The organism is Antarctobacter jejuensis (assembly GCF_052266595.1).
GTDB lineage: Bacteria > Pseudomonadota > Alphaproteobacteria > Rhodobacterales > Rhodobacteraceae > Antarctobacter > Antarctobacter jejuensis.
This window is the reverse complement of sequence record NZ_JBQQXJ010000012.1, coordinates 14851-40596: the sequence shown is the minus strand read 5'-3', so window position 1 is coordinate 40596 and position 25746 is coordinate 14851. Positions and strand designations below refer to the sequence as shown.

Annotated in this window: 22 protein-coding genes; 11 read left to right on the top strand and 11 right to left on the bottom strand. The window is 63.3% G+C overall.

Going from position 1 to position 25746, the window contains the following annotated elements; genetic code table 11:
• Positions 1–8 precede the first annotated feature (8 nt).
• Entirely contained in the window at positions 9–746 is a 738-nt protein-coding gene (gene ubiG / locus ACTXGA_RS16880; RefSeq protein WP_443395661.1) for a bifunctional 2-polyprenyl-6-hydroxyphenol methylase/3-demethylubiquinol 3-O-methyltransferase UbiG, read from the bottom strand.
• Between the two features lie 47 nt (positions 747–793).
• Between ubiG and pip the strand changes: the two genes are divergently transcribed.
• From pip to ACTXGA_RS16850, 6 genes are all read left to right on the top strand, one after another.
• On the top strand, positions 794–1771 hold the full coding sequence (gene pip / locus ACTXGA_RS16875; RefSeq protein ID WP_443395659.1) for a prolyl aminopeptidase: 978 nt from the start codon (positions 794–796) through the stop codon (positions 1769–1771).
• Positions 1772–1884: 113 nt separating this feature from the next.
• Positions 1885–2880 (top strand): ABC transporter permease, encoded by a 996-nt coding sequence (locus tag ACTXGA_RS16870; RefSeq protein WP_443395658.1) that lies wholly within the window; start codon positions 1885–1887, stop codon positions 2878–2880.
• Positions 2877–4070, top strand: a complete 1194-nt coding sequence (locus ACTXGA_RS16865) for an ABC transporter permease (RefSeq protein ID WP_443395656.1) — start codon at positions 2877–2879, stop codon at positions 4068–4070. Before ACTXGA_RS16870 ends, ACTXGA_RS16865 begins: the two co-directional genes overlap by 4 nt.
• A gap of 3 nt (positions 4071–4073) precedes the next feature.
• Entirely contained in the window at positions 4074–5723 is a 1650-nt protein-coding gene (locus ACTXGA_RS16860; RefSeq protein ID WP_443395654.1) for an ABC transporter ATP-binding protein, read from the top strand.
• Between the two features lie 66 nt (positions 5724–5789).
• Positions 5790–7343 (top strand): ABC transporter substrate-binding protein, encoded by a 1554-nt coding sequence (locus ACTXGA_RS16855; RefSeq protein WP_443395652.1) that lies wholly within the window; start codon positions 5790–5792, stop codon positions 7341–7343.
• A 304-nt stretch (positions 7344–7647) separates the two neighbouring features.
• A complete protein-coding gene (locus ACTXGA_RS16850) occupies positions 7648–8079 on the top strand; it encodes a VPLPA-CTERM sorting domain-containing protein (RefSeq protein ID WP_443395650.1) in 432 nt (143 codons plus the stop codon).
• 188 nt (positions 8080–8267) lie between these two features.
• On the opposite strand, the gene hslU is transcribed toward ACTXGA_RS16850, so the two are convergent.
• Positions 8268–9575 carry an ATP-dependent protease ATPase subunit HslU gene (gene hslU / locus ACTXGA_RS16845; protein ID WP_443395648.1) on the bottom strand — a complete coding sequence of 436 codons (1308 nt, stop codon included), beginning with the start codon at positions 9573–9575 and terminating at the stop codon, positions 8268–8270.
• Between the two features lie 129 nt (positions 9576–9704).
• On the opposite strand from hslU, the gene ACTXGA_RS16840 reads away from it, so the two are divergent.
• Together ACTXGA_RS16840 and ACTXGA_RS16835 are read left to right on the top strand one after the other, a co-directional pair.
• A complete protein-coding gene (locus ACTXGA_RS16840; protein ID WP_443395646.1) occupies positions 9705–10646 on the top strand; it encodes a diacylglycerol/lipid kinase family protein in 942 nt (313 codons plus the stop codon).
• Positions 10643–11446, top strand: a complete 804-nt coding sequence (locus ACTXGA_RS16835; protein WP_443395644.1) for a metallophosphoesterase family protein — start codon at positions 10643–10645, stop codon at positions 11444–11446. The genes ACTXGA_RS16840 and ACTXGA_RS16835 overlap by 4 nt, the downstream gene beginning before the upstream one ends.
• 6 nt (positions 11447–11452) lie before the next feature.
• Here ACTXGA_RS16835 and hslV read toward each other — a convergent pair whose 3' ends face one another.
• From hslV to regB, 9 genes are all read right to left on the bottom strand, one after another.
• Positions 11453–12007: an ATP-dependent protease subunit HslV gene (hslV, locus tag ACTXGA_RS16830; RefSeq protein WP_443395642.1), complete on the bottom strand. Its 555-nt coding sequence runs from the start codon at positions 12005–12007 to the stop codon at positions 11453–11455.
• A 99-nt stretch (positions 12008–12106) separates the two neighbouring features.
• The gene (gene trxA / locus ACTXGA_RS16825) at positions 12107–12427 is read right to left on the bottom strand and encodes a thioredoxin (RefSeq protein WP_443395640.1); all 321 of its coding nucleotides are present in this window, start codon (positions 12425–12427) and stop codon (positions 12107–12109) included.
• A 64-nt stretch (positions 12428–12491) separates the two neighbouring features.
• On the bottom strand, positions 12492–15875 hold the full coding sequence (gene addA, locus ACTXGA_RS16820; protein WP_443395638.1) for a double-strand break repair helicase AddA: 3384 nt from the start codon (positions 15873–15875) through the stop codon (positions 12492–12494).
• The gene (gene addB, locus ACTXGA_RS16815; protein ID WP_443395636.1) at positions 15872–18802 is read right to left on the bottom strand and encodes a double-strand break repair protein AddB; all 2931 of its coding nucleotides are present in this window, start codon (positions 18800–18802) and stop codon (positions 15872–15874) included. The genes addA and addB overlap by 4 nt, the downstream gene beginning before the upstream one ends.
• Positions 18795–19463, bottom strand: coding sequence for a nucleotidyltransferase family protein (locus ACTXGA_RS16810; RefSeq protein ID WP_443395634.1), 669 nt, complete (start codon positions 19461–19463; stop codon positions 18795–18797). The genes addB and ACTXGA_RS16810 overlap by 8 nt, the downstream gene beginning before the upstream one ends.
• Positions 19448–20407 (bottom strand): aminoglycoside phosphotransferase family protein, encoded by a 960-nt coding sequence (locus tag ACTXGA_RS16805; RefSeq protein WP_443395632.1) that lies wholly within the window; start codon positions 20405–20407, stop codon positions 19448–19450. Before ACTXGA_RS16805 ends, ACTXGA_RS16810 begins: the two co-directional genes overlap by 16 nt.
• Positions 20404–20877, bottom strand: coding sequence for a tRNA (adenosine(37)-N6)-threonylcarbamoyltransferase complex ATPase subunit type 1 TsaE (gene tsaE, locus ACTXGA_RS16800; protein ID WP_443395881.1), 474 nt, complete (start codon positions 20875–20877; stop codon positions 20404–20406). Before tsaE ends, ACTXGA_RS16805 begins: the two co-directional genes overlap by 4 nt.
• A gap of 40 nt (positions 20878–20917) precedes the next feature.
• Positions 20918–22441, bottom strand: a complete 1524-nt coding sequence (locus ACTXGA_RS16795; protein WP_443395630.1) for a PAS-domain containing protein — start codon at positions 22439–22441, stop codon at positions 20918–20920.
• 99 nt (positions 22442–22540) lie between these two features.
• Entirely contained in the window at positions 22541–23938 is a 1398-nt protein-coding gene (gene regB, locus ACTXGA_RS16790) for a sensor histidine kinase RegB (RefSeq protein ID WP_443395628.1), read from the bottom strand.
• Positions 23939–24014: 76 nt separating this feature from the next.
• On the opposite strand from regB, the gene ACTXGA_RS16785 reads away from it, so the two are divergent.
• From ACTXGA_RS16785 to ACTXGA_RS16775, 3 genes are all read left to right on the top strand, one after another.
• Positions 24015–24635 (top strand): SCO family protein, encoded by a 621-nt coding sequence (locus ACTXGA_RS16785; protein WP_443395626.1) that lies wholly within the window; start codon positions 24015–24017, stop codon positions 24633–24635.
• 79 nt (positions 24636–24714) lie between these two features.
• Positions 24715–25269 carry an ActR/PrrA/RegA family redox response regulator transcription factor gene (locus ACTXGA_RS16780; RefSeq protein WP_443395624.1) on the top strand — a complete coding sequence of 185 codons (555 nt, stop codon included), beginning with the start codon at positions 24715–24717 and terminating at the stop codon, positions 25267–25269.
• A 129-nt stretch (positions 25270–25398) separates the two neighbouring features.
• Positions 25399–25716 carry a hypothetical protein gene (locus ACTXGA_RS16775; protein ID WP_443395623.1) on the top strand — a complete coding sequence of 106 codons (318 nt, stop codon included), beginning with the start codon at positions 25399–25401 and terminating at the stop codon, positions 25714–25716.
• The last annotated feature ends 30 nt before the right edge of the window (positions 25717–25746 follow it).

Here is a 25746-nt window from a genome sequence, read left to right as displayed (position 1 = left end):
CCCCTTGTTCAGGCCGGTTTCAGCGCTGCGGTCACGTAATTCACGCTCAGATCCCGGTCACTGAGGCTCCATTTCCAGCTGATGGGATTGAAGACGAACCCCTTGCGGTCCACCGGGTCCAGCCCGGCGCGGCGCATCAGGTCATAGAGTTCGTCCGGGGTGATGAACTTGTTCCATTCATGTGTGCCCTTGGGCAGCCAGCGCATCACGTATTCGGCGCCGACGATGGCCATGGCAAAGCTTTTGGGGTTGCGGTTGATCGTGGAACAGATGTGCAGCCCGCCGGGCTTCAGCAATTCGCGGCACGCGGTCAGATAGGCCAGCGGGTCGGCCACGTGTTCCACCACCTCCATGTTCAGCACCGCGTCGAACTCTTCGCCTGCCGCGGCCATCGCCTCGGCGGTGGTGAAACGGTAATCGATCTCCAGCCCGGACTGCGCCGCGTGGGTCTGCGCCACGGGAATGTTGCGTTCGGCGGCATCCACGCCCACCACTTCCGCGCCCAGCCGCGCCATCGGTTCGGACAGCAGCCCGCCGCCGCAGCCGATGTCGAGGATGCGCAGCCCGTCGAACGGCTGCGGCGTTTTCAGATCGCGGTCGAATTCGGCGGCGATCTGCGCGGTGATGTAATCCAGCCGGCAGGGATTGAGCATGTGCAACGGCTTGAATTTTCCGTTCGGATCCCACCACTCTGCGGCCATGGCTTCGAACTTGGCGATCTCGGATGCGTCGACTGTGGTTGTCATGACTTTCCCCATGGTCTTTTGGCCTTGAGGCGCAATATAGGTAGGGCATGGACAAAATCCCGGGCCAAAAGCGCGCAGTGCAGTATCTCTACCCCGCGATCGACCCATTTGATCAGCGCATGCTGGACACGGGTGACGGTCACACGATCTATGTGGAACAATGCGGCAACCCGTCCGGGCAGCCGGTCATCGTGCTGCACGGCGGCCCCGGCGGCGGCTGCAGCCCGGCCATGCGGCGCTATTTCGACCCCGAACATTATCGCGTCATTCTCTTCGATCAGCGCGGCTGCGGGCGTTCCCGGCCTCATGCCAGCGTGGTCAAGAACACCACATGGGATCTTGTCGCCGATATCGAGCTGATCCGCGAAACGCTGGAAATCGACGAGGCGGTGGTCTTTGGCGGTAGCTGGGGCGCGACGCTCTCGTTGATCTATGCCATCAGCCACCCGGACCGGGTTCGGCACCTGGTGCTGCGCGGCGTCTTCATGATGACCGGGGCAGAGCTGAACTGGTTCTATGGCGGCGGCGCCGGTCAATTCTGGCCCGAACCCTGGGCGCGGTTTTCCGAGATGATCCCGGAGGAAGAGCGCGGCAACCTGATCGAGGCCTATCATCAGCGGCTGTTCAGCGGCGACATCCACACCGAGACCCGCTTTGCCCAGGCCTGGTCCTCATGGGAAAACGCGCTGGCCTCGGTCTATTCGAACGGGCAGGGCGGTGAGGCACCGGGGGATTACGCGCGCGCCTTTGCCCGGCTTGAGAACCATTACTTCATCAACCGCGGCTTCCTAGATGAAGACGGCTGGATCCTGAAAAACGTGAATCGAATCGCCGAAATCCCCGGTGTCATCGTGCAGGGGCGCTATGACATGATCTGCCCGCCGCGCCGCGCCTGGGAACTGGCGCGGAACTGGCCGGGGGCGGATCTGCGCATGATCCGCAACGCCGGGCACGCGCTGAGCGAGCCGGGGATCAGCGCCGAACTGGTGCGCGTGATGGATGAAATGGCGGCAGACAGCCGCTGATCGGCCTCCCGTGCCGGCCCTGATCACCCGGAAATCAAATTCCGAAGCGGGCTTTACATGTTGAACCAGCGCGTTAACGTGCTTGTAACAACAAAAAAGGACCAACAGGGACCTTGCATCCGGTTCTCAAAATCATCCTCCAGCGTCTCGGCTTGGGCCTGCTGACGCTGTTCATTGTCTCGATCGTCATCTTCACAGCGGTGAACATGTTGCCCGGCGACTTCGCCGAAGCGATTCTGGGACAGGGCGCAACGCCAGAGGCGGTGGAGGCAATCCGCCGTGACCTCGGGCTCGATCAGCATCCGGTGGCGCGTTATCTGGACTGGCTTGGCGGCGCGCTGCGGGGCGACCTTGGCAATTCCTTTGCGCAGGCCAACTTTGCAAGTTTCGTGGGCAGCGATTCCGGCGTGCGGGTCACCGTGGCGCAGCAGATCGCTCCGCGTTTTGCCAACACAATGTTCCTGGCCGGGGTGACGGCGGCGATCGCGGTGCCCTTTGCGGTGACGCTGGGCATACTGGCCGCGCTCTATCGCAATTCGGTCTTCGACAAGATTGCCAACATCTCGACGCTGACCTCGATCTCTTCGCCTGAATTCTTTCTGGCCTACATCCTGATCCTCTTCCTTGCCGTCCTGAACCCGGTGCTGCCGTCGCTGTCGAACATCTACGACGGGATGAGCTTTGGGGAGCGGCTGGAAAAGACGCTGTTGCCCGCCTTGACCCTGACTTTGGTTGTCACCGCGCACATGATGCGCATGACACGCGCCGCGATCATCAACCTTCTGGCATCGCCCTATATCGAAATGGCGCGCCTGAAGGGGATCAAACCGATGCGCGTGATCGTGCATCACGCCCTGCCCAACGCGCTGGCGCCGATCATCAACGTGATCGCGCTGAACCTTGCCTACCTCATCACCGGGGTCGTGGTGGTCGAGGTGGTGTTTGTCTATCCGGGCATCGGGCAGTTGTTCGTCGATAGCGTCAAGATCCGCGATATCCCGGTGGTGCAGGCCTGCTGCCTGATCTTTGCCGGGGCCTATATCCTGCTGAACCTGACCGCCGACATCCTGTCGATCCTGTCCAACCCGCGCCTGAGGCATCCGAAATGACGCTGTTGTGGATCATAGGTGGTTTTCTCGTACTGCTTGCCGGGGGCTGGTTGTTCCGCTTTGCCGGGCAGAAGATCACCGGAAACAAGCCCTCGTTCCGGGACATGCCGCTGGCCGTGGCCTTTGGTTATGTGCTGGGGGCGGCGGCGCTGATCTTTGGTATCTGGTACTATTTCCAGCCAACCGAGACAGAGCAGGGCGTTCCGGTTGCCCCGGTTCAGTTCTTTCGCTGGGCGGTACAGGGCGTTGCCATCAGCGCGGCGGCGGCCTTTGTGTTTCGGTTTGCCGGGCAATATCTGGGCACCGCCGGCACGCGCAAACTGTTCCGGCAGATGCCGCTCACGGCGGCCTTTGGCATCCTTGTCATCCTGATCTATGCCATTCTTGCGATCTTTGCGCCGCTGCTGGCGCCGCACGGGCAGGAACAGGTCTTTGGGCAGGCCAATATCGTGCCGGGCGGCAATCCGGCGCTGGGCGGCAGCCCGGATTTCCCGCTGGGTACGGATCAGATTGGCCGCGATATCCTGTCGCGCCTGATCTACGGCGCACAGAACACCGTGGGCATCGCCTTTGCCACCACGCTTCTGGCGTTTTTCGTCGGGGGAACGCTCGGGTTTCTGGCGGCAACGCTGCGCGGCTGGATGGATCAGGTGCTCAGCCGCGGGGTCGATGTGCTGATGGCGATCCCCTCGCTGATCTTTTCGCTGCTCTTGATCACCGTGGCCTCCGCTTGGGTCACGGGCTTTGGGCTGACCATCGCCATGGTGGTGATCATCGCGATGATCGATTCGACACGGGTGTTCCGCCTTGCCCGCGCGGTGGGCATGAACATCGTGGTGATGGATTACATCGAGGCCGCCAAGCTGCGCGGTGAGGGGCTGACCTATCTGATCTTCAAAGAGATCCTGCCCAACGCCACCGCACCGCTGCTTGCCGAATTCGGCCTGCGGTTCTGCTTTGTCTTCCTGACGATCTCGGCTCTGTCCTTCCTCGGACTTGGCATTCAGCCGCCGCTGGCGGACTGGGGCACCATGGTCAAGGATCTGTCGGCCTTCATCAACTACGCCGGATTCGCGCCGCTTGCCGCCTCTGTACCCCTGCTTGCCGCCGGGGCCATCGCGCTGTTGACCGTGGCCGTCAACTTTGTGGTGGACTGGATGCTGCACCGCTCGTCGGGCCTGAAGGAGTGAGCCATGTCTGATCTTCTGGTCGAGATGCGCGACGTCCATATCGAGGGCCGCTCGGACGAAACCTGGATGCCCATCATCAAGGGCGTCGATCTGACCCTGAACAAGGGCGAGGTGCTGGGCCTGATCGGCGAATCGGGGGCGGGCAAATCGACCCTCGGCCTTGCCGCCATGGGCTTTTGCCGTGACGGCGTGCGCATTTCCGGCGGCAGCGTCACCTTCGACGGCATCGACCTGCTGTCCGCCAGCGCCGAACAGAAACGCCAGCTGCTGGGCAAGCGGATCGCCTATGTCGCGCAATCCGCCGCGGCCAGCTTCAACCCCGCGCACAAGCTGATCGACCAGCACACGGAGGCGCCCGTTCAGCACGGTGTGTCAACCCGCGCCGAAAGCGCCGCCGACGGCATCGAGCTTTACGAAAAGCTGCGCCTGCCGAACCCGGACGAAATCGGCTTTCGCTATCCGCATCAGGTCTCCGGCGGACAGCTGCAGCGGGCGATGACGGCCATGGCCATGGCCTGCCGCCCCGACCTGATCATCTTTGACGAACCGACCACCGCGCTGGATGTCACCACCCAGATCGAGGTGCTGGCCAGCATCCGCGATATCGTCGAACAATTCGGCACGGCGGCGATCTACATCACCCACGACCTTGCCGTGGTTGCCCAGATGGCCGACCGCATCAAGGTGCTGCTCAAGGGCGATGAGGTCGAAGAGGCCGATACCCGCACCATGCTCTCGCAGCCGAAAGAGGACTACACCAAGAGCCTCTGGGCCGTGCGCGCCTTTGAACGGCCGCAGAAACCCGCGCCCGATGCCAATGCCACCCCGGTCATCTCCGTGCAGGGCATCACCGCCGCCTATGGCACCGTGGATGTGCTGCATGACGTCAGTTTCGACATCCATCAGGGACGAACGGTGGCCGTGGTGGGCGAATCCGGCTCTGGCAAATCGACCGCCGCGCGCTGCATCACCGGCCTTTTGCCGCCCCGCATCGGCAGCATCGAACTGGACGGAGAGGCCCTGCCGCTGGACTATCGCAAGCGCAGCAAGGAACAGCTGCGGCAGGTCCAGATGATCTACCAGATGGCCGACACCGCCCTGAACCCGCGCAAGACCATCGGCGAAATCATTGGCCGCCCTGTCGAATTCTACATGGGTCTGCGCGGCAGCGCGAAACGCAAACGCGTTGCGGATCTGCTGGAACAGATCGAACTGCCCGCCAGCCAGTACATCGACCGCCTGCCCAGCGAACTGTCGGGCGGACAGAAACAGCGCATCGGCATCGCCCGCGCTTTGGCCGCAGAACCCAAGTTCATCATCTGCGATGAGGTCACCAGCGCGCTGGATCAGCTGGTGGCAGAGGGCATCCTGCGCCTGCTCGCCCGCCTGCAGGACGAACTGCAACTCAGCTACATGTTCATCACCCATGACCTTGCCACCGTGCGCGCCATCGCGGACGAGGTGGTGGTGATGAAAGACGGACAGGTTGTCGAACAGGGCCCCAAGCTCGAAATGTTCAAGCCGCCGCACCACGCCTACACCGACCTTCTGCTCTCCTCCGTGCCGGAAATGGATCCGGATTGGTTGACCAACCTGCTGAAGGAACGCGGAGTTGATAACATTGGCGATGCCGCCGTCGGGAAAATGTCGTAAGACAGTGATCAATAATGAATGACCTGCCGGGAAACTGCCCGTCAGGCACTGACAAGGGAGACTGACATGACGAGAATCAGCAGACGCGGACTTCTGACCACTGGCGCAGCCGCCGGTGTTCTGGCCGCCTCGGGCCTGCCGCTGCGGGCACAGGCCAAACGTGGCGGACGCCTGCGCGCGGCGCTTTCGGGCGCAAACACCTCGGACAGCTGGGATGGCCGTACCCATTCCGACCTGTTCATGATCGCCTCGGCGCAGGGCACCGTATTCGACAGCCTGACCGAAGTGGCGGCAGACGGCTCTCTGGTGGGCGAACTGGCGACCTCGTGGGAGGCGTCGGCAGATGCAAAGACCTGGACCTTCGATCTGCGTCAGGGCGTGACCTTCCACAATGGCAAGGCGTTCGGCGCGGATGACGTGATCGCCTCGCTGCAGCTGCACGTGGCCGAAGGCGCGAAATCCGCGGCCAAGCCGATTGTCTCAGCCATCACCGAGATGAAAAAGGTCACCGACCATCAGGTGCAGTTCACGCTGGCCGCCGGGAACGCCGACTTCCCCTACCTGATGTCGGATTATCACCTGCTGATGTACCCGGCGGGCCAGATCGAAGAGGCCATCGCCAAGGGCATCGGCACCGGCCTTTATCAGGTCGAAAGCTTTGAGCCGGGCGTGCGCATGGTCGCCACCCGTTACCCCGATCACTACAAGGGTGACGGCGCGGGCTATTTCGACTCTGTCGAATACATCGCGGTGAACGACAACACCGCCCGGATGAATGCGCTGCTGACCGGTCAGGTCGACGCCATCAACCGGATCGACTTCAAGACAGAGGCGCTCTTGAAGGCAAACCCGATGGTGCGCATTCAGGAAGTGACGGGCAACCAGCACTACACCTTCCCGATGCTGACCAACGTTGCGCCCTTCAACGATGCGAACGTGCGCAAGGCGCTGAAATACGGCATCAACCGTCAGGAAATGGTCGATAAGATCCTGCTGGGTCACGGCCGTGTCGGCAACGACACCCCGATCGGTCCCGCCAACCAGTATTTCGCCGGCGACATGGAACAGCTTGCCTACGATCCCGACAAGGCGATGTTCCACCTCAAGGAAGCAGGCCTGTCCTCGCTCGATATCGACCTGTCGGCCTCCAACGCGGCTTTCGAAGGTGCGGTTGACGCGGCCCAGTTGTTCCAGGCTTCGGCCAAGGCAGGCGGCATCAACATCAACGTGGTGCAGGAACCGGCGGATGGCTACTGGTCCAACGTCTGGCTGAAAAAGCCGTTCTGCGCCTGCTACTGGTCGGGCCGCGCGACAGAGGACTGGATGTTCTCGACCGCCTATGAGGCCGGTGTGCCGTGGAATGACAGCCAGTGGGACGGCGACGACAACGCCCGCTTCCAGGAACTGCTGCTCTCGGCCCGCGCCGAACTGGACCCGGCCAAGCGCCGCGACCAGTACACCGAAATGCAGATGATCCTGCGTGACGAAGGCGGCGTTCTGGTGCCGATGTTCGCCAACTATGTTCAGGCCGTGTCGAACAAGGTGGCCAACCCGGACACCGTCGGCAACCTCTGGCAGATGGACAACGCCCGCATGGCGGAACGGTGGTGGATGGCGTAAACCGCCGCACCGGTTAACAAATCAGCGCCCGGCAATGCCCGGGCGCTGTTTTATTTCGGCACTGGTTCTTCACTGTTTCCATGCATTTGAGGCGGCAAGCATTGACAGAAAGCCTGTCCGCTTGGCACTGAATTGGTTAACTAAAGACTAATTTTCGGAGTTGAGTACTATGTTGCGTTCTGCGCTTGCCACTGCTTTGACCGTTGCCTCCTTGTCCACTGGCGCCCATGCAGCCAGCGTTGTGCCAGATGACGCATATTATTTTTCCATTTTCTATAATGGGTCTTTGGTTGGAACGCGAAGCATGACAGCTGACGTCGGCTCGGTCGATTACAACCTGCTTGATGTCATCTCCATCGACGCGAATGGCGATCTTGGTCCCGAAGTGGCCATCACCTTTGGCGCCTCCTACGATTTCGCCGGGACTTTGGTCGGTGCAATCGGGGACGATATCGATTTCGTACTGTCCGGTCTCGATTTCGGCGGCTTGGCCGTGACTGGATTTGAGCTTGATCCGGCCGGGCTTTTCGCTGGTGTGACGGCCAGCCTTGTCGGTGACTCCCTGACGTTCAGCTTTCAGGAACAACTTGTGGTCGGATCTGCCGGTGATCTCCTTGCCGGTGGACGTTTCGTGACCGCCACGCCGGTTCCGCTGCCGGCCTCCGCCCTTCTCATGATTGGCGCCGTTGGCGCGCTTGGTGCCGCGCGGACGCGCCGCAAGAAGGCGACCGCCTGAACCCTTCGGCCCTGCCAAAAGGTCCACGAGTCTGGTCAATAAAAAACAGGGCGCGTACACCGCGCCCTGTCTCGTTTCTGACCAACCGCCAAGGGGGGAATTCAGGCGTATGGGTTAAAGATCGGTAAAACCGCGCCTGTAACCCATTGATCCTGCATTCCCCCTAAGCTGTCCACGCGTGGACACCCCTAGAGGACGTAGCGGCTCAGGTCCGTCGAACGGGTCAGTTCGCCAAGATGTTTCTCGACAAATTCGGCGTCCACGACCACCTCGACCCCGGCCTGATCCGGCGCGGTAAAGCTCAGCTCCTCGAACACCCGTTCCATCACCGTATAAAGCCGCCGCGCGCCGATATTCTCGATGCTGGTGTTCACCTCGGCGGCGATCTTGGCCAGCGCGGCGATGCCCTCTTCGGTGAAACTCACGGTCACTTCCTCGGTCGCCATCAACGCCGTGTACTGGCGGGTCAGGGCGTTGTCCGTCTCTGTCAGGATGCGGACGAAATCCTCTTCGGTCAGCGCGCGCAGATTGACCCGGATCGGCAGACGCCCCTGCAATTCGGGCAGCAGGTCGGATGGCTTGGCAATGTGGAAGGCACCCGACGCGATGAACAGGATGTGGTCGGTCTTGACCGCGCCATGCTTGGTCGAAACCGTCGTGCCCTCGATCAGCGGCAGCAGGTCACGCTGCACGCCCTCGCGGCTGACATCCCCGCCGCGCGCCTCTTGCCGGGCGGCGACCTTGTCGATCTCGTCCAGGAACACGATGCCGTTCTGCTCCACCGATTCCAGCGCTGCCGTCTTGACCTGTTCGTCATCCAGCAGCTTGTCCGCCTCTTCCGAAATCAGGATCTCATAGCTCTCCGCAACGGTCAGGCGCTTGCGCGTGGTGCGCCCGCCAAAGGCCTTACCGAACATCTCGCCAAGGTTCATCATGCCCATATTGGCCCCCGGCTGGCCCGGGATTTCCATGGTCGGAAACGGAGAGGCGGTGTCGGCCACCTCAAGCTCGATCACGGTATCGTCCAACTCGCCAGCCTTCAGCTTGCGGCGGAACATGTCACGTGTGCCTTCGCGGGCGTCGGTCCCGGCGATGGCGGTGATCACCCGTTCCTCGGCGGCCTCATGCGCGCGGGCCTTGACGTCCTCGCGCATCTGCTCGCGGGTCTGGACGATGGCGGCATCCACCAGATCGCGGATGATCTGTTCCACGTCGCGGCCGACATAGCCAACTTCGGTGAACTTGGTCGCCTCCACCTTGATGAACGGCGCGCGGGCCAGTTTGGCCAGACGGCGCGAGATCTCTGTCTTGCCGACGCCGGTGGGGCCGATCATCAGAATGTTCTTGGGATAGACCTCATCGCGCAGGTCATCCGACAGCTGCTTGCGCCGCCAGCGGTTGCGCAGGGCCACGGCGACGGCGCGCTTGGCCTCTGCCTGTCCGATGATGAAACGGTCGAGTTCCGAAACGATTTCGCGGGGCGTGAGGTCTGTCATTTGGGTCCTGTGCATCATGCGGGGCATATGCCGCCGTCCGCGCAGAGATAACAACCTGTGCCGGGATTCCAACCCTTGACGGAACCGCGCCCTGCCTGCCGGGTTGAGTGGGCAGATGGAGGTTACCCAATGCCTGACGCCGGATCCGTCCCGATGGACATGTATCCAGACACGACGGATCACGGTCCGGTCTGCGTGATTGCCAACCCCCGTTCGGGGCGCAATTTGCGTGACCCGGCGGCTCTGTCGTCGGCGCGGGCCGTGCTGGGTGCCCGGGTCATCCCGTTCGACAGACGCCGCCCATTGGCAGAGGCGGTGGCAGAGGCGCGGGCGCAGGGCGCGCGCATGATCGTTTCTGCCGGTGGGGACGGCACCGCGATGGCGGTGGCGGGGATGCTGATCGGCACCGGCGTTCCGATGGCGGTCCTGCCGATGGGGACCTTCAACTATTTCGCGCGCGGTCTGGGCCTGTCGGAAGACCCGGAAACCGCAGCGTGCCAGATCATCGACGGGCGCGGCGTCAGCAGCCGCGTCGGCATGGTGAACGGGCAGGTCTTTTTGAACAACGCCAGCATCGGCATCTATCCGTCGATCCTGAAACAGCGCGAGTCGATCTATCGCCGCTGGGGACGGCGGCGTTTGATGGCGCATTGGTCGGTGGTCAAGACCTTCCTGCGGTTTCGAAAGCCACTGCAGGTCAGTCTGAATCTGGACGATAGGCAGGAGGTTCTCCGCACCGCGTTGGTTTTCGTGGGCCGGTCGGCCTTTCAGCTCTCTCGTTTTGGCATTGCCGGCGGCGATGCGGTGCAGAACGGTGAGTTCGCGGTTCTGGTGGTGCGGGCGGAGACGCGCAGAGAGTTGTTGCACCGAATGGTTCGTCTGGCCGTCGGGGCGTTGGAGGAAGGTGTCGATTATGATCTGTACCGTGGCGACCGGGTCAGCATCGGTCTGACAAAGCGGCGCGCGACGCTGTTGGCTTATGACGGCGAAAAGCGTCGGATGGCGGGGCCATTGGATTTTCGGATGTCGCATCAGCGTTTGCGGCTCATTGTGCCAAGGGAGGCTGCATGACGCGAGTCCTGCACCTGTCGGATCTGCATTACGGCAAGGATCGGCCCGAGCTGGAAGCGCCGCTGCTGGACTCCGTTCACCGTATCGATCCTGATCTGGTGGTGATTTCCGGCGACTTCACCCAGCGCGCGCGCAAGGGTCAATTTGCCCGCGCCAGCGCCTTTCTCGACCGGTTGCCCTGTCGCTGGCTGGCGGTGCCGGGCAATCATGACACGCCGCTGGACAACCTGTGGGTCCGGATGACGGCCCCTTGGGCGCGCTATCGCCGAGCCATCGATCCGGTATTGGAGCCCCGATACGAAGACTCCTCGATGGTGGTGGTGGGCGTGAACACCGTAAACCGGTTCAGTTGGCAGCGCGGGCGGTTGTCCAAACGGCGGATCGCCCGGGCCTGCGATGGCTTTGACACGGCCGGGTCGCGGGCGCGGATCGTCGTGCTGCACCACCCCTTGCAACATGGCCCGGAGGTGGGCAAGCGGCTGATGCGCGGTGCCGCGCAGGCGCTGGACCGTTTTGCCGGTTGCGGGGCGCAGATCGTGCTATCGGGCCACCTGCACAACACGGTGATCGCGCCGTTCCGGGCCTATCCCGGCTTGTTGTTCGTGCAGGCCGGGACCAGCCTGTCACGCCGTCTGCGCGGAGAGCCCAACACCTTCAACCTGCTGGAGATCGGGCAGGATTGCCTTATGGTTGAGACATGGGGGTCGGAGGGGACGGATTTCCAGCCCTCTGTGCGGCGGCATTTTCGCCGCAAAGATGGCGCATGGCACAGGGTGGCGGACCAGCCCGCCGACCCCTGACGCCGATCAGCCTGCCAGCGTTTCCACCGTCAGGTTGCCGTTGGTGTAGACGCAGATATCGGCGGCAATGCCCATGGCGGTACGGGCGATATCCTCGGCGCTTTTGTCGCTGTCCATCAGTGCACGGGCCGCCGCCAGCGCAAAGTTCCCGCCCGAGCCGATGGCGGCGACGTTATGTTCCGGTTCCAGCACGTCACCTGCGCCGGTGATCACGTAGAGTTCGCGCCCGTCCGAGACGATCAGCATCGCTTCCAGCTTTTGCAGGTATTTGTCGGTGCGCCAGTCCTTGGCCAGTTCGACGCTGGCGCGCTGCAACTGACCCGGCGCGGCCTCCAATTTTTTCTCCAGCCGTTCCAGAAGGGTAAAGGCATCCGCCGTGGATCCGGCAAAACCGCACAGCACCTCATGTCCGCCGGGGGAAATGCGGCGCACCTTGCGCGCGGTGCCCTTGATCACGGTCTGGCCGAGGCTGACCTGACCGTCGCCCGCGATGACCACCTGTCCGCCCTTGCGGACGCCGATGATGGTTGTGCCGTGCCAGCCGGGAAAATCGTCGGACATATGCGTGCTCCTTTTCGGTTGCTGGGCGATATGGACCCTGACGCCCAAAACGACAAGGGCGCCCGAAGGCGCCCCTGAAACATCACCCGGTCGCCCGGATCAGATCGATTCTTCGATCCAGCTTTGCAGCGCGGCCTTGGGGCGCGCACCGGCAAGGTTGGACACCGGCTGACCATCCTTGAAGATGAACAGGGCCGGGATGCCGCGCACACCCATGGCGGCGGCGGTGTTCGGGTTCTGGTCAACGTCGACCTTGGCGATCTTCACCTTGCCTTCCATTTCTTTGGAAAGCTCTTCCAGAGCCGGGCCGATCTGTTTGCACGGGCCGCACCATTCGGCCCAGAAGTCGACGACAACGGGGATGTCGGAGTTCTTCACCTCGGCGTCAAAGGTGTCATCGGTGACGGGAACGGTGGCCATTGGGAATCTCCTGAGGTTTAGCAGCCTGACAAGGTCGGGAAGGTATGGACGCCTCCGCCTGCCGTCAAGATGCGGCGGCACGCCCGAGGGATTGTGTCACAACATCGTGCGGCAGCGGCATATAGTGTGCGTTTGCCGTCCAGATCAGCGCCGTGTCGATGGTCCGTCCGGGATAGATCTGCGCCAGCGCGGCGGCGTAGGCCCCCATCTGGCGCAACAGCCCCTCCGGCACCTGCTCTGGCGTGGCGGGCAGCGTGCGGTTCGATTTGAAGTCGATGGCGGTCACGCGGTCCGGCGTGACGATCAGCCGGTCGATGATGCCGTGGATGCGTCCAAGGCCGGGCAGATCGGCGGTTACAGGCACCTCTGCCAGTGTTTCGGCGGCAAAGACGGGCGCAAGCTCGGGCGCGGACAGGACGGTCAGCGCCTCTTCCCGGATCATGTCCAGTTGGTCGGCAACGATGGACAGGTCAGGGTCATTGCGCAGGGTGCCGCACAGGCTGTCGGCGGATCCGGATCGCAAGTCCGCAGGCAGGGGCGCGAGGTTTTCCAGCAGGTGATGCAGCGCGGTGCCGCGGGCCTTGGCGATCTCTTCGGTGTCGCCCTGCGCCCCGGACAGCGCCTTTGCCCCGCCAAGGTCAGAGGGTGATTTCGCCTTCACCGGCTCTGGGGGTGTGGGAGCGGCAAGCGCCAGATGCGCGGGCAGGTGGGGCTGAGGTGGGGTCTCTTCAAGCCTGTCCTCGAACGGCAGGTGGGTCCAGGTCTCGTCGCCAAGACGCCAGCCTTCGCCGGTGTCGCCCTCGCCAAAGTCATATTCTTGTGCGACCTGTCCGGACCGCTCCATTCCGCGCGCGACCTTGTCGTACCAGGTTTCACCGCTTTTCCCCAGATCCCCCGCCGCGCCGACGATCAGCCATTTTTCGGCCCGCGTCATGGCGACATACAGCAGGCGGTCCTTTTCTTGCGCAGCCTTTTCCTTGGCGGCCTCCAGCGCCGCGCGTTGGCGCGCGGGCTGACCATCGGCGGTCATCTTCCACAGGGGGCCGTTTTCATCCTTCAGCAAGACATCCCGGATCGTAACCCCTGCCTTGGCGCAGTCGGGCAGGATGACGATCGGCGCCTCCAGCCCCTTGGAGCCGTGCACCGTCATGACGCGCAGCATCCGGCCCGCGCTGTCCGGTGCGCGCTTGATCTTCAGGTTGTCGGATTGCGCCCATTCCAGAAAGCCGGTCAACGAAGGCACCGAAGACTGCTCATAGGCCAGCGCCTGTTGCAGCAGCGCGTTGATGCCATCCTCTGCCTCTGGTCCCAGACGTCCGATCAACAGGCGGCGGCCGTTGTGACGGGTCAGGATGCGTTCGATCAGGTCATAGGGGCGCAGGAAATCGGTCTGCCCGCGCAGATCGTCCAGCACGCCCAGCACATTGGGGAAGTCCGCGCGCCGTTTGCGCAGGTCTTCCCACAGGTGTCTGCTCTGTCGGCGGTGGGCGAGGTCGAACAACTCCTGCTCAGACAGGCCAAACAGCGGAGAGCGCAGCACCGTGGCCAGCGACAGCGAATCCTCTGGCGTGGCGAGGAAACTCAGCAGGGCGATGATGTCGCGCACGGCCAGTTCGGCCATGACCTTCAGAACGTCGGCGCCCGCGATGGGCAGGCCCTCGTTCTTGCAGGCCCGGATGATCTCGGCAAACAGGCGCGAGCGGCTTTGCACAAGGATCAGGAAATCGCCCGCATGCACGGGCCGCGCACTGTAGGTGCCGGACTGGCCGTTTTCGACCGGTAGGGGGGTCTTGGCCTCGATGGTCCGTCGGATGAACCGTGCGATGCGCTGGGCAAGGATCACCGTGTGATGGCGCGATCCGGGGCGGTCCAGCGGTTCGAACCACGGGCTGTCGTCGTCGTCCTTGACCTTTTCCACCACCGGCCACAGGTCCACGCGCCCCGGCATCCGGTCCTTGAAGGCGCGGTGCGTCTGATCGGGGGTAAAGCCGGAGGGCACCGCCCCGTCAAAAGTGTTGTCCACCAAGCGCAGGATCGGTTCGGCCGAGCGAAAGCTGTAGAGCAGGTTTTCCTTTTGCAGCGGGCTGTCGGTGTTTTTCAGCCGTTCCGCGAAATCCTCGCGCATCCGGTCGAACTCGGACGGGTCGGCACCCTGAAAGGAATAGATCGACTGTTTCTTGTCCCCGACGACAAAGATCGTGCGTCGGGTGTCGGCCCGCGCGCCTTCGCCCGCCGCGAATTCCTGCGCCAGCCGTTCGATCACCTGCCATTGCACCGGGGATGTGTCCTGCGCCTCATCCACAAGAATGTGGTCGATGCCGCCGTCGATCCGGTACAATACCCATTCCGCGACGCCCGGATCGCTGAGCAGATCCCGCGCGCGGGTGATGAGGTCATCGAAATCCAGCCAGCCGCGCCGCAGCTTTTCGGCCTCGTAATCGGTTAGGAACCGGGTGGCAAAGGCGTGCAAGGCAATGTCGCGCTGGGCGGCGGCAAGTCCGCGCTGGGCGTCCAGAGCGTCCTCTGTCCGTGCGGCAAGCTGATCGAGCTGTTCGAACAGGTCGTGCGCATTCGTGCGCAGCTTCTTGGTTCCAAGGTTCTTGCGGATGGTGCCGCCCTGCGTCAGCAAAGCGGCCTGCACCACTGACAGCCCGGCGGCATCGGGGGCGGTGAACGAGGCCAATTGATCGCCCAGGGAAACGTCCGTCTTTCCACCCGTCTTCAGATGCGGGACCAGCGCGTCAAACAGCGGTTTTTCGGACCCAAGGAAGACCCGCGCCAGAAGGCTCTCCTCGGTCTCGTCCGGCGACAGGCCATAGCTGGCGCGGATTTCCTCGGCGCTCCAGGCGCGCAGGTAATCGTCCCTGCGGCCGCAAAGTTGCGCGGTCAGGTCCTCGACGTCATCACCCGAGATATAAGGGGCGATTGCCCGCAACAGATGCGCCTCCGGCCCCTCGGCGATGCGGTCCAGCACCTCGGCCCGCAGCAGTTCGGCGGCGCGATCCTCGATTTCGGTGAACTGGGGGCTGACGCGGGCCTCCAGCGGGAACCGCCGCAAGAGCGAGGCGCAGAACGAATGGATGGTCTGAATCCGCAGCCCGCCCGGCGTTTCGATGGCCCGCGCAAACAGGGTGCGGGCATCGCGCAGGAAATCGCTGCTCAGGCTCTGATCGACGCCCAACTGGTCCAGTTCGGCGCGCAACTGCGCCTCATCCTGCATGGCCCAGCTGCCCAGTCGCTTGAACAGGCGGTTCTGCATCTCTGTTGCCGCGGCCTTGGTATAGGTCAGACAAAGGATGTGCGACGGGTCCACCCCGTCCAGCAACAGCCGCGCCACCCGATCAGTCAGCACCCGCGTTTTGCCGGATCCGGCATTGGCGGCCAGCCACGTCGAATGCCAAGGGGCGGCGGCGCGGACCTGCGCCTCTGTCGCGTCGTCGCGTTTCATGTCAGCCCCTGTTTCTGCGGCGCGTCGGTGACTTCCCATTCGCCGTAGCGCGACAGGTGGTCGTATTCAGCGGTATCGCTGTCCTTTTGCAGCGCCCGGCGGGCGGTATAGCCGGTTCCGGCCTCGGCATAGGCGGTGATCAGGGCGGTGAATTCCTCCCAGACCTTGCCCGGCGGATTGTCTTCCAGCGGGGCGGGCACCTCTTGCGGTTTGGCCGGTTGCAGCGCGATGAACAGCGCACGGGCCACCTGACGCGGTGTCAGCGGGGCAAAGCCGCCGCGGGCGAGGATTGCCGCCTCCAGCAACAATTGCTTGTCGAACTTTTCCTGTTCGCCGGTCGAGGGGGCAGCCCCGGTCTTGTAGTCGTAAATATGCGCCAGCCCGCGTTCGTCGATGTCGATACGGTCGGCCTTGGCGGTCAGGGTAAAATCCAGTGCGGGGATCTCTGACTTGCCCTCGATCTCGAAGTGGCCGGGACGGGCCTGTTCCTGCCGCGCGGTCTCGGTCTCTACAAACCAGTCGGCAATTCGTGCCATCCGCGCCTGCCACAGCACGCGGACTGTCGGGAAGGGGACTTGATCCGGGTCATCAAGAACGCGCTTCGCCTGATCCATCAGTACGGCGGGCGTGAGCAGTGTCGGGTCCTGCACCGTCGTCGCCACGAAGGATTCCAGGATGTCATGCGTCAGCGTTCCACGCAGCAGGGCGTCGGGGGCCTGCATCAGCGGATCCAGCGGTTTCAGCCGCAGCACGCGCTTGGCATAGATGTGGAACGGATCGCGCACGAGGCGCTTGATATCGGTGACCGGCAGTTTCTTTGGTCGCGCCTCTGCAGGTGGCGCCGGGGACGGGCGCGGCGCGGGCTCTGCCGGGATCGGCGTTTCCGACACCTCGGCCAGCGCCAGCCAGTGCTGGCCCCGCGCCTGCATCTGTTTGATCGCCGTATCCCCGCCGCGTTCCGGCAGGCCCCGCATCAGGTTCAGCATCCGGTTCACCCAGCGCGATGGCACGGTCTCCGCCTCATCCGATTTCTGCGAGCGGGTGAACCAGACCTCTGGCGCGCCGGCGGCCTGTTGAAAGTCATGCGCCGACAGGCCGATCCGCCGGTCGGGCAGCAACAGCCCGGCGCGCGCGCGCATCTGGCGGTTCAGCCAGGGGTCCGCGCCCGGCATCTCGGGCCAGCTGCCTTCGTTCAGACCGGCAAGGATGACCAGATCGGCGTCCATTACCCGCGCCTCCAGCGTGCCCCAGATCAGGATCTGCGGATGCGGCGCGTCACGATCGCGGACTTCTTCGCGGGACAGGATCGCGCTGAGCAGATCGGCGAAGTCCCGCGCCGTCATGTCGGCACCTGCACCGGCCTCGCGCTGCAATTCCTGCAGCGTGCCCTGCAGTTTGCGCCCCGCGGTCTCTTGCCAGAGGCCGCCGCTGCCCGACTCCTCCGGTCCGGCACACAGCGCCTCGGCCAGTGTCAGCAGGTCCTGCACCCAATCCGCCAGCGCGCGTGTGGCACCATTGGTCCGGTCGCAGAAAGAGTTCGCCACCCAAGCGGCCCAATCGCCGCGCTGATTGGTTTGACCCCAGTCGATCAGGGCGTCGGGTTGCGGATAGGGCATGCCCGTGCGCCGGATGAAAAGTTCCAACTCACGCGTGTTCAGCAGATGCGGGCCACGATCGCCGCCCGAATGGGTCAGCGGGTGCTTCAGCAGGGTCAGCAAGGCCTCGGCGGTCAGCGGTTTGACGAACAGTTCCGCCACCTGCCGCAGCAAACGCCCCGGTGGGGTCAGCTGCGCCGGGGTGCCGGCGCTGTCGTCGGGCAGGATGTTCCAGCGGTCCAGCGCCGAGGTCACGCGGCGCGTCAGCATCCGGTCCGGAGAGACAACGGCGGCGCGGGTGCCGTCCTCGACCGCCTGCCGCAAACGCAGGGCAATGGCCAGCGCCTCTTCGCGTTGCGTCGGGGCCTCCAACAGGGTGACATCGGCCATTGCCTCTGGCAGCGGCGGCAGGTTCGGCCCCTCGGACAGCCATTGGTGGGTGACGGGTGCGGGCCGCAGCGCCAGAGACAAAACGCGGTTGCGATCCGCGCTGGGCGGCGGTGTGTCGGTCCAGGGGCGCAGGTCGGTGGGGCGCAGATCCAGATCGCGCATCAGCCGTGAAAAGCGGTACTGGGGATGATCCTCGCCGCTCAGCGGTTCGGTCAGCCGGTCCCAGACCGTGTCCGGCATATGCGGATCGAAACCGGGCAGGATCACCGCGCCCTGAGGCAGGCGGGCGACTGCCTGCATGAAGGCGGCGGTGGTGCCGCGCGACCCTGTCGACCCGGCGATCAGGATGGGGTGTTGCGGCGGGTTTTCGGCCCATTGCGCCAGTCGCAGGTCCAGCGCGCGGCGGGCATAGGCCTGCGGATCGGGGGCGCAGTCCGCCTCGAAATAGTGTTGCACGATGCTGAAGAACCGCAGCGCCCGCTGCCAGTGGCCGGATTGGTCCGTCACGTCGAGCTGTGCCACGGTTTCGGGCGTCACGCCTTCGCCCTGCATTTCCTCCATCAAGGAGGCGAGGCTGTCGGCAAGGTCAAAAAGCGCTGCCCGGGGTGCCAGATCCGGTTCGGCGTCCAGCAATTTCGAGACCAGACCGGTCAGTTCCAGCCTGCGGCGCAGCGGCGGCACAGGTGGCGGCAGTTGGGCGCGCGTCAGCGGGTCTGCCAGATCGGTCACGAGGCGGATGCGCGGCAGCAGGCTGGCCTCGCCGGCGTCGAAGACGCTGCGCAAGCGGCGCGCCATGCGGTCGGCGTTGACGTAGATTTCGACGCGGGCGATGGCCTCTGGCGGCTGTCCGCCAAGGCGGGCGCGCAGCCCGCGCACCAGTTCGGCGGTAAAATCCGCGCCGGGCTGCAGGGTGAACAGGCGCGGGCCGGGAACTTCAAACATTCAGCATCTCTTCGGCCAGATGAATCCCTTCGGGGTGGCCCACGTCGCACCATTGGCCGGGATAGGTCAGGCCAAACAGGCGACCGCGTTCCGCCTGCACGTTCCAGAGCCTGTTCAGCGAAAACACCTGTTCCGGGAAATCATGCAGGCTCTCGGTCCGGATGATCTGTGCCCCGGTGTAAACGAGGTCGCCCTTGCGCGTGAGCTGACCGTCGGACTGCAGCGTGAAATCCCCGTCGGTCTTGCGACCGATGGCGCGCGCGGTCGGGATACACAGCAACAGGGCGTCCATTTGATCCGGTTTCCATGCATCCCGAAGCAGGTCCAACGGATTCGGGCCGTTCCAGACAGCATCCGTATTCATCGTGTACACAGGGTGAATTCCCAGCAGTGGCAGGGCGTTGCGCAGCCCGCCGCCGGTATCGAGGATCTCGGGCTGTTCCACCGAAACCGCCACATTGGAGGTGGCAAGATGATCGACGACCTGTTGGGCAAGGTAATGCGCGTTAACCACACGGGTGGTGATGCCCGCCGTCAGGTCCAGCGCGTGATCCAGCAACGGTTTGCCCGCCACTTCGATCAGCGGTTTCGGACGAGAGGCGGTCAGCGCGCCCATGCGGGTGCCGAAACCGGCGGCGAAAAGCATTATGGCGTCGGGCATGGGGCCTTGAGGTGTTGCAGGTGATCCGGAGTGGGTTCGGGCAGCACGGACAGGGTTTCGCGCAGACCGGCAAGCGCCGGGTGCGACAGATCCTTTTGCAGATGCGCCCAGACCCGTGGAATGAGGTCAATGTAATGCAGTTTGCCGCGCGTGGCGGCGAGACGGGCAAAGACACCCAGAATGCGCAGGTTCCGCTGGGCCCCGAGCACGGCGAGGGAGGCGTGGAAACCCTCTTCGGGCAGTCCGGTGGCTTCCAGGTACTGCGCGATGCAGGCCTCTGCCGTGGCGGGTGACACGTCACGGCGGGCGTCCTCGATCAGGGAAATCAGATCATAGGCCCGGTGCCCCTGCAGCGCGTCCTGAAAATCCAGCAGGCCGGCGCGGGCGGCGCCGTCGCGACCGGGCAAGAGCAGGATGTTTTCGGCGTGGTAGTCGCGCAGAACCATGACATCCGCCGGCTGGGCATGCACCTCCAACAGCGGTTGAAAGGCGGCGAAGGCCTTTGGCAGGGCCTCGGGCGCATGGGTGTAGTGCAGAAAGGCAAGGTCGATCATCCCGGCCAACCGCTCTGGTGTGGCGCGTGGCAGACCGGCAGGCGGGTCGTGACGGTGCAGGGCAATCAACGCCTCGGTCGCGATGGCGTAGAGGGCGGCCTCAGCTTGATCATTGTTGGAAAGTCGCGCGATCAGTCCGTCGCCCAGATCCTCCAGCAGCAACTGGCCGGAGGCGGGATCGTCGGCCAAAATGGCGGGCGCGCTAAGGCCGATGCCCGTCAGGTGCCGTGCCAGCCGTGCGAATAGGGAAACATCCCCCTCCGGGTCCTGCATCAGGATCGCGGTGTCTTCCCCCCGCTGCAAACGCGTGTAGCGACGCGCAGAGGCGTCACCAGCCAGCGGGGCCCGCACAGTGTCGCCCCAGCCACTTGCCTTGAGAAATGCAGTCACGCGGGAACCCCTTCAGCCAAGCTGTCCCAGCGTGGATCTGTCCATGACAGGGTCAAAACGCGGGCGTCTTCGGACGCTGCTTCGGCAAAGGACAGGTTCAGTGCGTTCGCTGGCGTCAGATCCTCCAGACGGTCGGGCCATTCGACCAGACAGATTGCCGACTCGAACGCCTCTGTCAGGCCCAGTTCAACGCATTCATCCGGTCCGGTCAGGCGGTAAAGATCGGCATGCCAAAGCTCCCCGGCGCGCGTATCGTAAACCTGCACCAGCGTGAAAGTGGGCGACGGCACATCCTCTGGCCCGTCCTGCAGGGACTGGATCAGGCTGCGCGCGAAATGGGTCTTTCCTGCGCCGATCTGGCCGTGCAGCAGCAAAACATCACCGGGACGCAGGACCCGACCGACCCGCTGCGCAAAGGCGCGGGTGTCATCCGGTGTCGACAGCAGGATTTCGGCATGGCGGGGCATCATGGCGCGAGGATACAAGCGCCGCCACCGGCTGCAAGCGCGATCAACTCAACGCGTGCCGACGTTCGGGTTCCGCCTCGTGCAGGTACTCCTGTGCGGTGAGCTTGGTAAACCGGACCATGGTCGCCCCGGCTGCGACCGGCTGCACCGTGCAGCGCAGACGGCCCCCGTCCCTGAGATTGAGCTCTGCCTCCCAGCTTTGGCGATCACGCAGTGTCAGGACAAATTCGCGCAGGTCCGTCCAGATTGGCGACGGTTCGCAGGCCTTCTGCCAGTCCTTGGTGGCATCTACGATGGTGATTTCGGCAAAGGCGCTGTCGGGGTCACATTGCCACTGGGTGCGATAGGCGGCGTTGGAAAAGGTCAGCACGCCAAGACGGGAAAAGACCGAAACGGAGTCGTCGAAACAGTCCAGCACCGATTGCGTGAGTTCCAACTCGGAGCGGAACCGCCGGGTGAGCGAGATTTCCGCGCTGATGTCCTCAATCAGAAAGGCGACAGCGCCATCGGGGTGCGGGCGTCCCGTGATCTTGTACGTCAGGCCCGAAGGCAGGTTCCACGTCTCGCAATAGCGATCCTCACGCGCGGCGCTGACCACATCATAAAGCTTGTCGCGCCAAGAGGCGTAATTCTTGGGTTCGGGCATCATGCGGTTTTCCCGCATGTGGTCGAAAAAGCTGAGCAGGTTCGGCTTGGCCGACAGAAAATCAACCGGGAGGTGCGTCAGGTCCACCAAGGCGGGATTGAACAGAACCAGCCTGCGATCACGATCAAAGACCGCCAGACCGATGGGAAGATGGGCGAACGTCTTGGTCAGGGTCTGAACGAAGTTCCGCTGCGCCATTTCGGCGTTGACCAGACTGTTGATGCTGTTTGCGTAGTGCAGCCATCCGCCATCGATCGGCCGGGATACGACCTCGAACCACTGTTGAACCCGCGCTTCTGACCGCAGGCTGACACGGCTGGTCCGCTCGGCGCGGGCATCGGGCAGCGAAAACTCGAACGGGCCTTCACTTTGACCGCTGACGCCAACCTCGGCGCAGAGGCGTTCATAGGCCTCGTTGCTCCATATGACGTGCCCCTCCATGTCGGTCTGCCAAAGCGCGTCGGGTGCCGCTTGCGCCATGTCGATGATACGTCCGTATTCATCAAGAAAGCAGGTCGCGCGGAACAGGGTTGCGGCGCCGTCGGGGGCGCAGCGCAGACTGAGATGCACACGGCTGCGAAAGGGATCGGCCCGCAATTCGGCATTGGGGACCTTGGGCGAATGCCAGCTTGTGGCCTGGTCGGGCAGGGTTTTTGGCAGGTCGGGGAAACCGGGCAACATGGCCTCGCGAACCTCGTCCCATCCCATCCCGGTCAGCATGGTCCGTTCGAACAGAGCGGGTGCGTCAGGGGTGTGATCGACGACTTCGCCGTTGCGAAGAAGCAGAACCGTATCGGGAATTCCGGCGTGCATACCTCGTCGGTTGTCCCGTTTCGGACGCAGAGAATTGAGGATCAGCAGGACGACCAATGCTGCCGATCCGGCGCCTGCACCGATGGCTAGAAATAAGACGTCTTCCAAATCTCCGCCTCTTGTTGACCTTCAGGAATTCCCGGATGGATAACAATTCATGAAGGTTAATTTCTTGTTAAGTTTCAACGTAGGCGGGAAAGTATTTTGTTAAATTTCAATCAACCGGTTTTCGCCGAGAGCCGTCCCGGGTTTGGCTTGATCGGCGACGATCTTGCTGCGCGGCCAAACAACTTCGACAATTGCGCCGCGCCGTTCCTTTTCGTCCAAACCTTGGGTGTAAGGGTCTGATCCATTTGCAAAACTCAATTCCGCACCGCTGCGTTCCAGAAGAGTTTTTGCAATGAAAAGCCCGAGTCCCATACCCTCGTATTCCGGGCGCGCGCGTTTTTCGCTTTCGCTGCGGCGGCGGCGAACAAAGGGATCACCTATACGTCCGATTAGGTGTTGCGGAAATCCCCGACCGTCGTCGAGAATTCGAATTGACACTACGTCATCCGTCCACATGGCCTCGACCCAGACCTTGGTCCGGGCGAAATCGACGGCATTCTGAACGAGATTACGCAGCCCGTGAATTACCTCTGGCCTGCGCAGGATCTGCGGTTGGGTATATTCGCCGCCTGGCCCGGGGCCGTCTTCGATCAGGATTTCCTTGCCGCGGTCCTGATGCGGCTCGGCGGCCTCCCGGATCACTTCGACCAGCGGTGCGTGCCGCATGTGCAGGTCATCCTTCCCGGCGCGGCCCATACTGCGCAGGATGTCACGGCAGCGGTCGGCCTGTTCGCGGATCAGCAGCGCGTCGTCTTTCAGGTCCGGGTGGTCGTCCAGTTCCTCGGCCAATTCGGCCGATGTCAGCTTGATCGTGGCCAAGGGCGTGCCCAGTTCATGCGCCGCCGCCGCAACGACGCCGCCCAGATCGTTCAGTTTCTGCGCGCGGGCCAGCGCCATCTGCGTCGCGGCCAGCGCGTCGGACATGGAATTCATCTCGCGCGTGATGCGCCGCGAATAGACAGAGATAAAGACCAGCGCGATCGTGATCGCGACCCACTGGCCGTAGACGAAAATATCGGGGATACGCAGGATGAATCCCTCTTCGGTGCGCAGCGGCAGGTGATAATAGACCATGCCCGACACCAGCAAAAACGCTGTTGTCCCAAGAAGAAAAGTCGACCGCAGGCTGAGCACGGCCGCGGATACGGTCACGGGGCCAAGAACAAGCAGCGAGAACGGATTGTGCAATCCGCCCGTCAGATAGAGCAGGAAACAGAGTTGCAGCAGATCGAACATCACCATCATGAAGTTCTCGGTCTCGCTCAGGCGCTTGTTTTCCGGAAAGACCGAAATCGCGATGAGATTGCCGACGATGGAAACACCCACCGCAAGGTAGCACAGCCCCAGTTCCAACTGCAGGTTGTACAGGCGTTGGGCCAGGGTAATCGCCGTGATCTGCCCGACGATGGCGAACCACCGCAGAAGAATCATCGTGCGCAGCCGGATCCAGTTGCTGCGCTGCTCGTCAGTGAACAAACCGAATTCGCTCTGCGCCATATGCGCCCTTTCGTCTCAATTGCGGCCCCGTCCACAATCGTTAGCTAGAAGCAAAACATCTAAACCGGAGAATGTCATGCAGCGTCTTGCCGCAATCGCCGCTTTTGCCGCGCTCGTCGGATTGATGGGGGGGGTCTGGTACGTGACACAGCGCCCGTCCGGGGATGACAGGTTTGCGCAGTGCCGTCAGGGCGTGGTCGCTGGCGGGTCCGACCAGATCGGCGGGCCCTTCACGCTGGTCAACGGGGCCGGGGAGACGGTGACGGACCAGGATGTGATCACAGAGCCGACCCTGGTCTATTTCGGCTATACCTATTGCCCCGATGTCTGCCCCTTTGACACTGCGCGCAATGCCGACGCGGTGGATCTGCTGGCTGAACGCGGGATGAGCACCACGCCGGTCTTCATCTCCATCGACCCGGAGCGCGACACCCCCGAGGTGGTGGGAGAGTTTTCCGAACTGATCCATGACAAGATGATCGGTCTCACCGGGTCGGCGGAACAGGTCAAGGCCGCAAGCCTTGCCTATCGGACCTACTACAAGAAGCAGGAAGGTGACCCCGAGTATTACCTCGTCGATCACTCGACCTTCACCTATCTCGTGCTGCCCGAGCATGGCTTTGTCGAGTACTTCCGGCGCGAGGTCACACCCGAACAAATGGCCGACCGGGTGGCCTGCTTCATCGATGCCTCTTGACGACGTTAGATACGTTTGACCATCGGGGGTTAGCGGGCTAATACTCTTCTTTACGTAACGGCTTCGGGGAGGATGGCTCTTGGCGGATCGCAGCATCGAGGAACTCGGAGATGACCGGTCGCTGTTATTGGTCGACGATGACGAGCCCTTCCTCAGACGCCTGGCCAAGGCCATGGAGAAACGCGGATTCGAGGTCGAGATGGCCGGATCGGTGGCGGCTGGCACAGCCATCGCCACGGCGCGTCCCCCGGCCTATGCCGTTGTGGACCTGCGGTTGGAAGACGGCAATGGTCTGGACGTTGTCGAAGTCCTGCGGGAAAAGCGTCCGGATAGCCGCGTGGTTGTCCTGACGGGGTACGGTGCCATCGCCACGGCGGTTGCGGCGGTCAAGATCGGCGCCACCGATTACCTGTCCAAACCCGCTGATGCGACCGATATCACAAACGCGCTATTGGCCAAGGGCGACGACCTGCCGCCGCCGCCAGAGAACCCGATGAGCGCGGATCGCGTCCGTTGGGAGCATATTCAGCGCGTTTATGAGCTTTGTGATCGCAACGTCTCGGAAACCGCGCGGCGGCTGAACATGCACCGGCGGACCCTGCAACGGATTCTGGCGAAACGCTCTCCGCGCTGACGGAACCGACACGCAAACGTGCGGCGCTGTCCATTGCGGGGTCAGCGCCTCTCTCCCAATATATAGTGTCTACTGTATGCAATGCTGGCGAGAGCGCCGGTGGCGATCTCTCCGGCGAAAGGAGAGATCATGTTCAAACGTCTGTTCACCGCTTCCCTCGTCATGGGCGCCGCAGCGCTGGCGCCGCCTGTTGCCCTTGCCCAGACGGCCGTCTTTTGTGCGGATCGCGATACCGTGGTCACGCGCCTCGACGACCGCTTTGATGAGCGTCAGATCCTGATCGGCCTGACCTCGCAGACGACGATGCTGGAACTTTGGGCCTCTGAGGACAGCGGCCGCTTTACCGTCCTGATCACCAATGCGGACAAGCGCAGTTGCATCATGGCCAGCGGCACCGACCTGATGATTGATTATCCCGAACCGCCGGGAGTGGACGTCAGCAACTGACCGGGCCCTGACGCCGCGGCCTCATCAGCG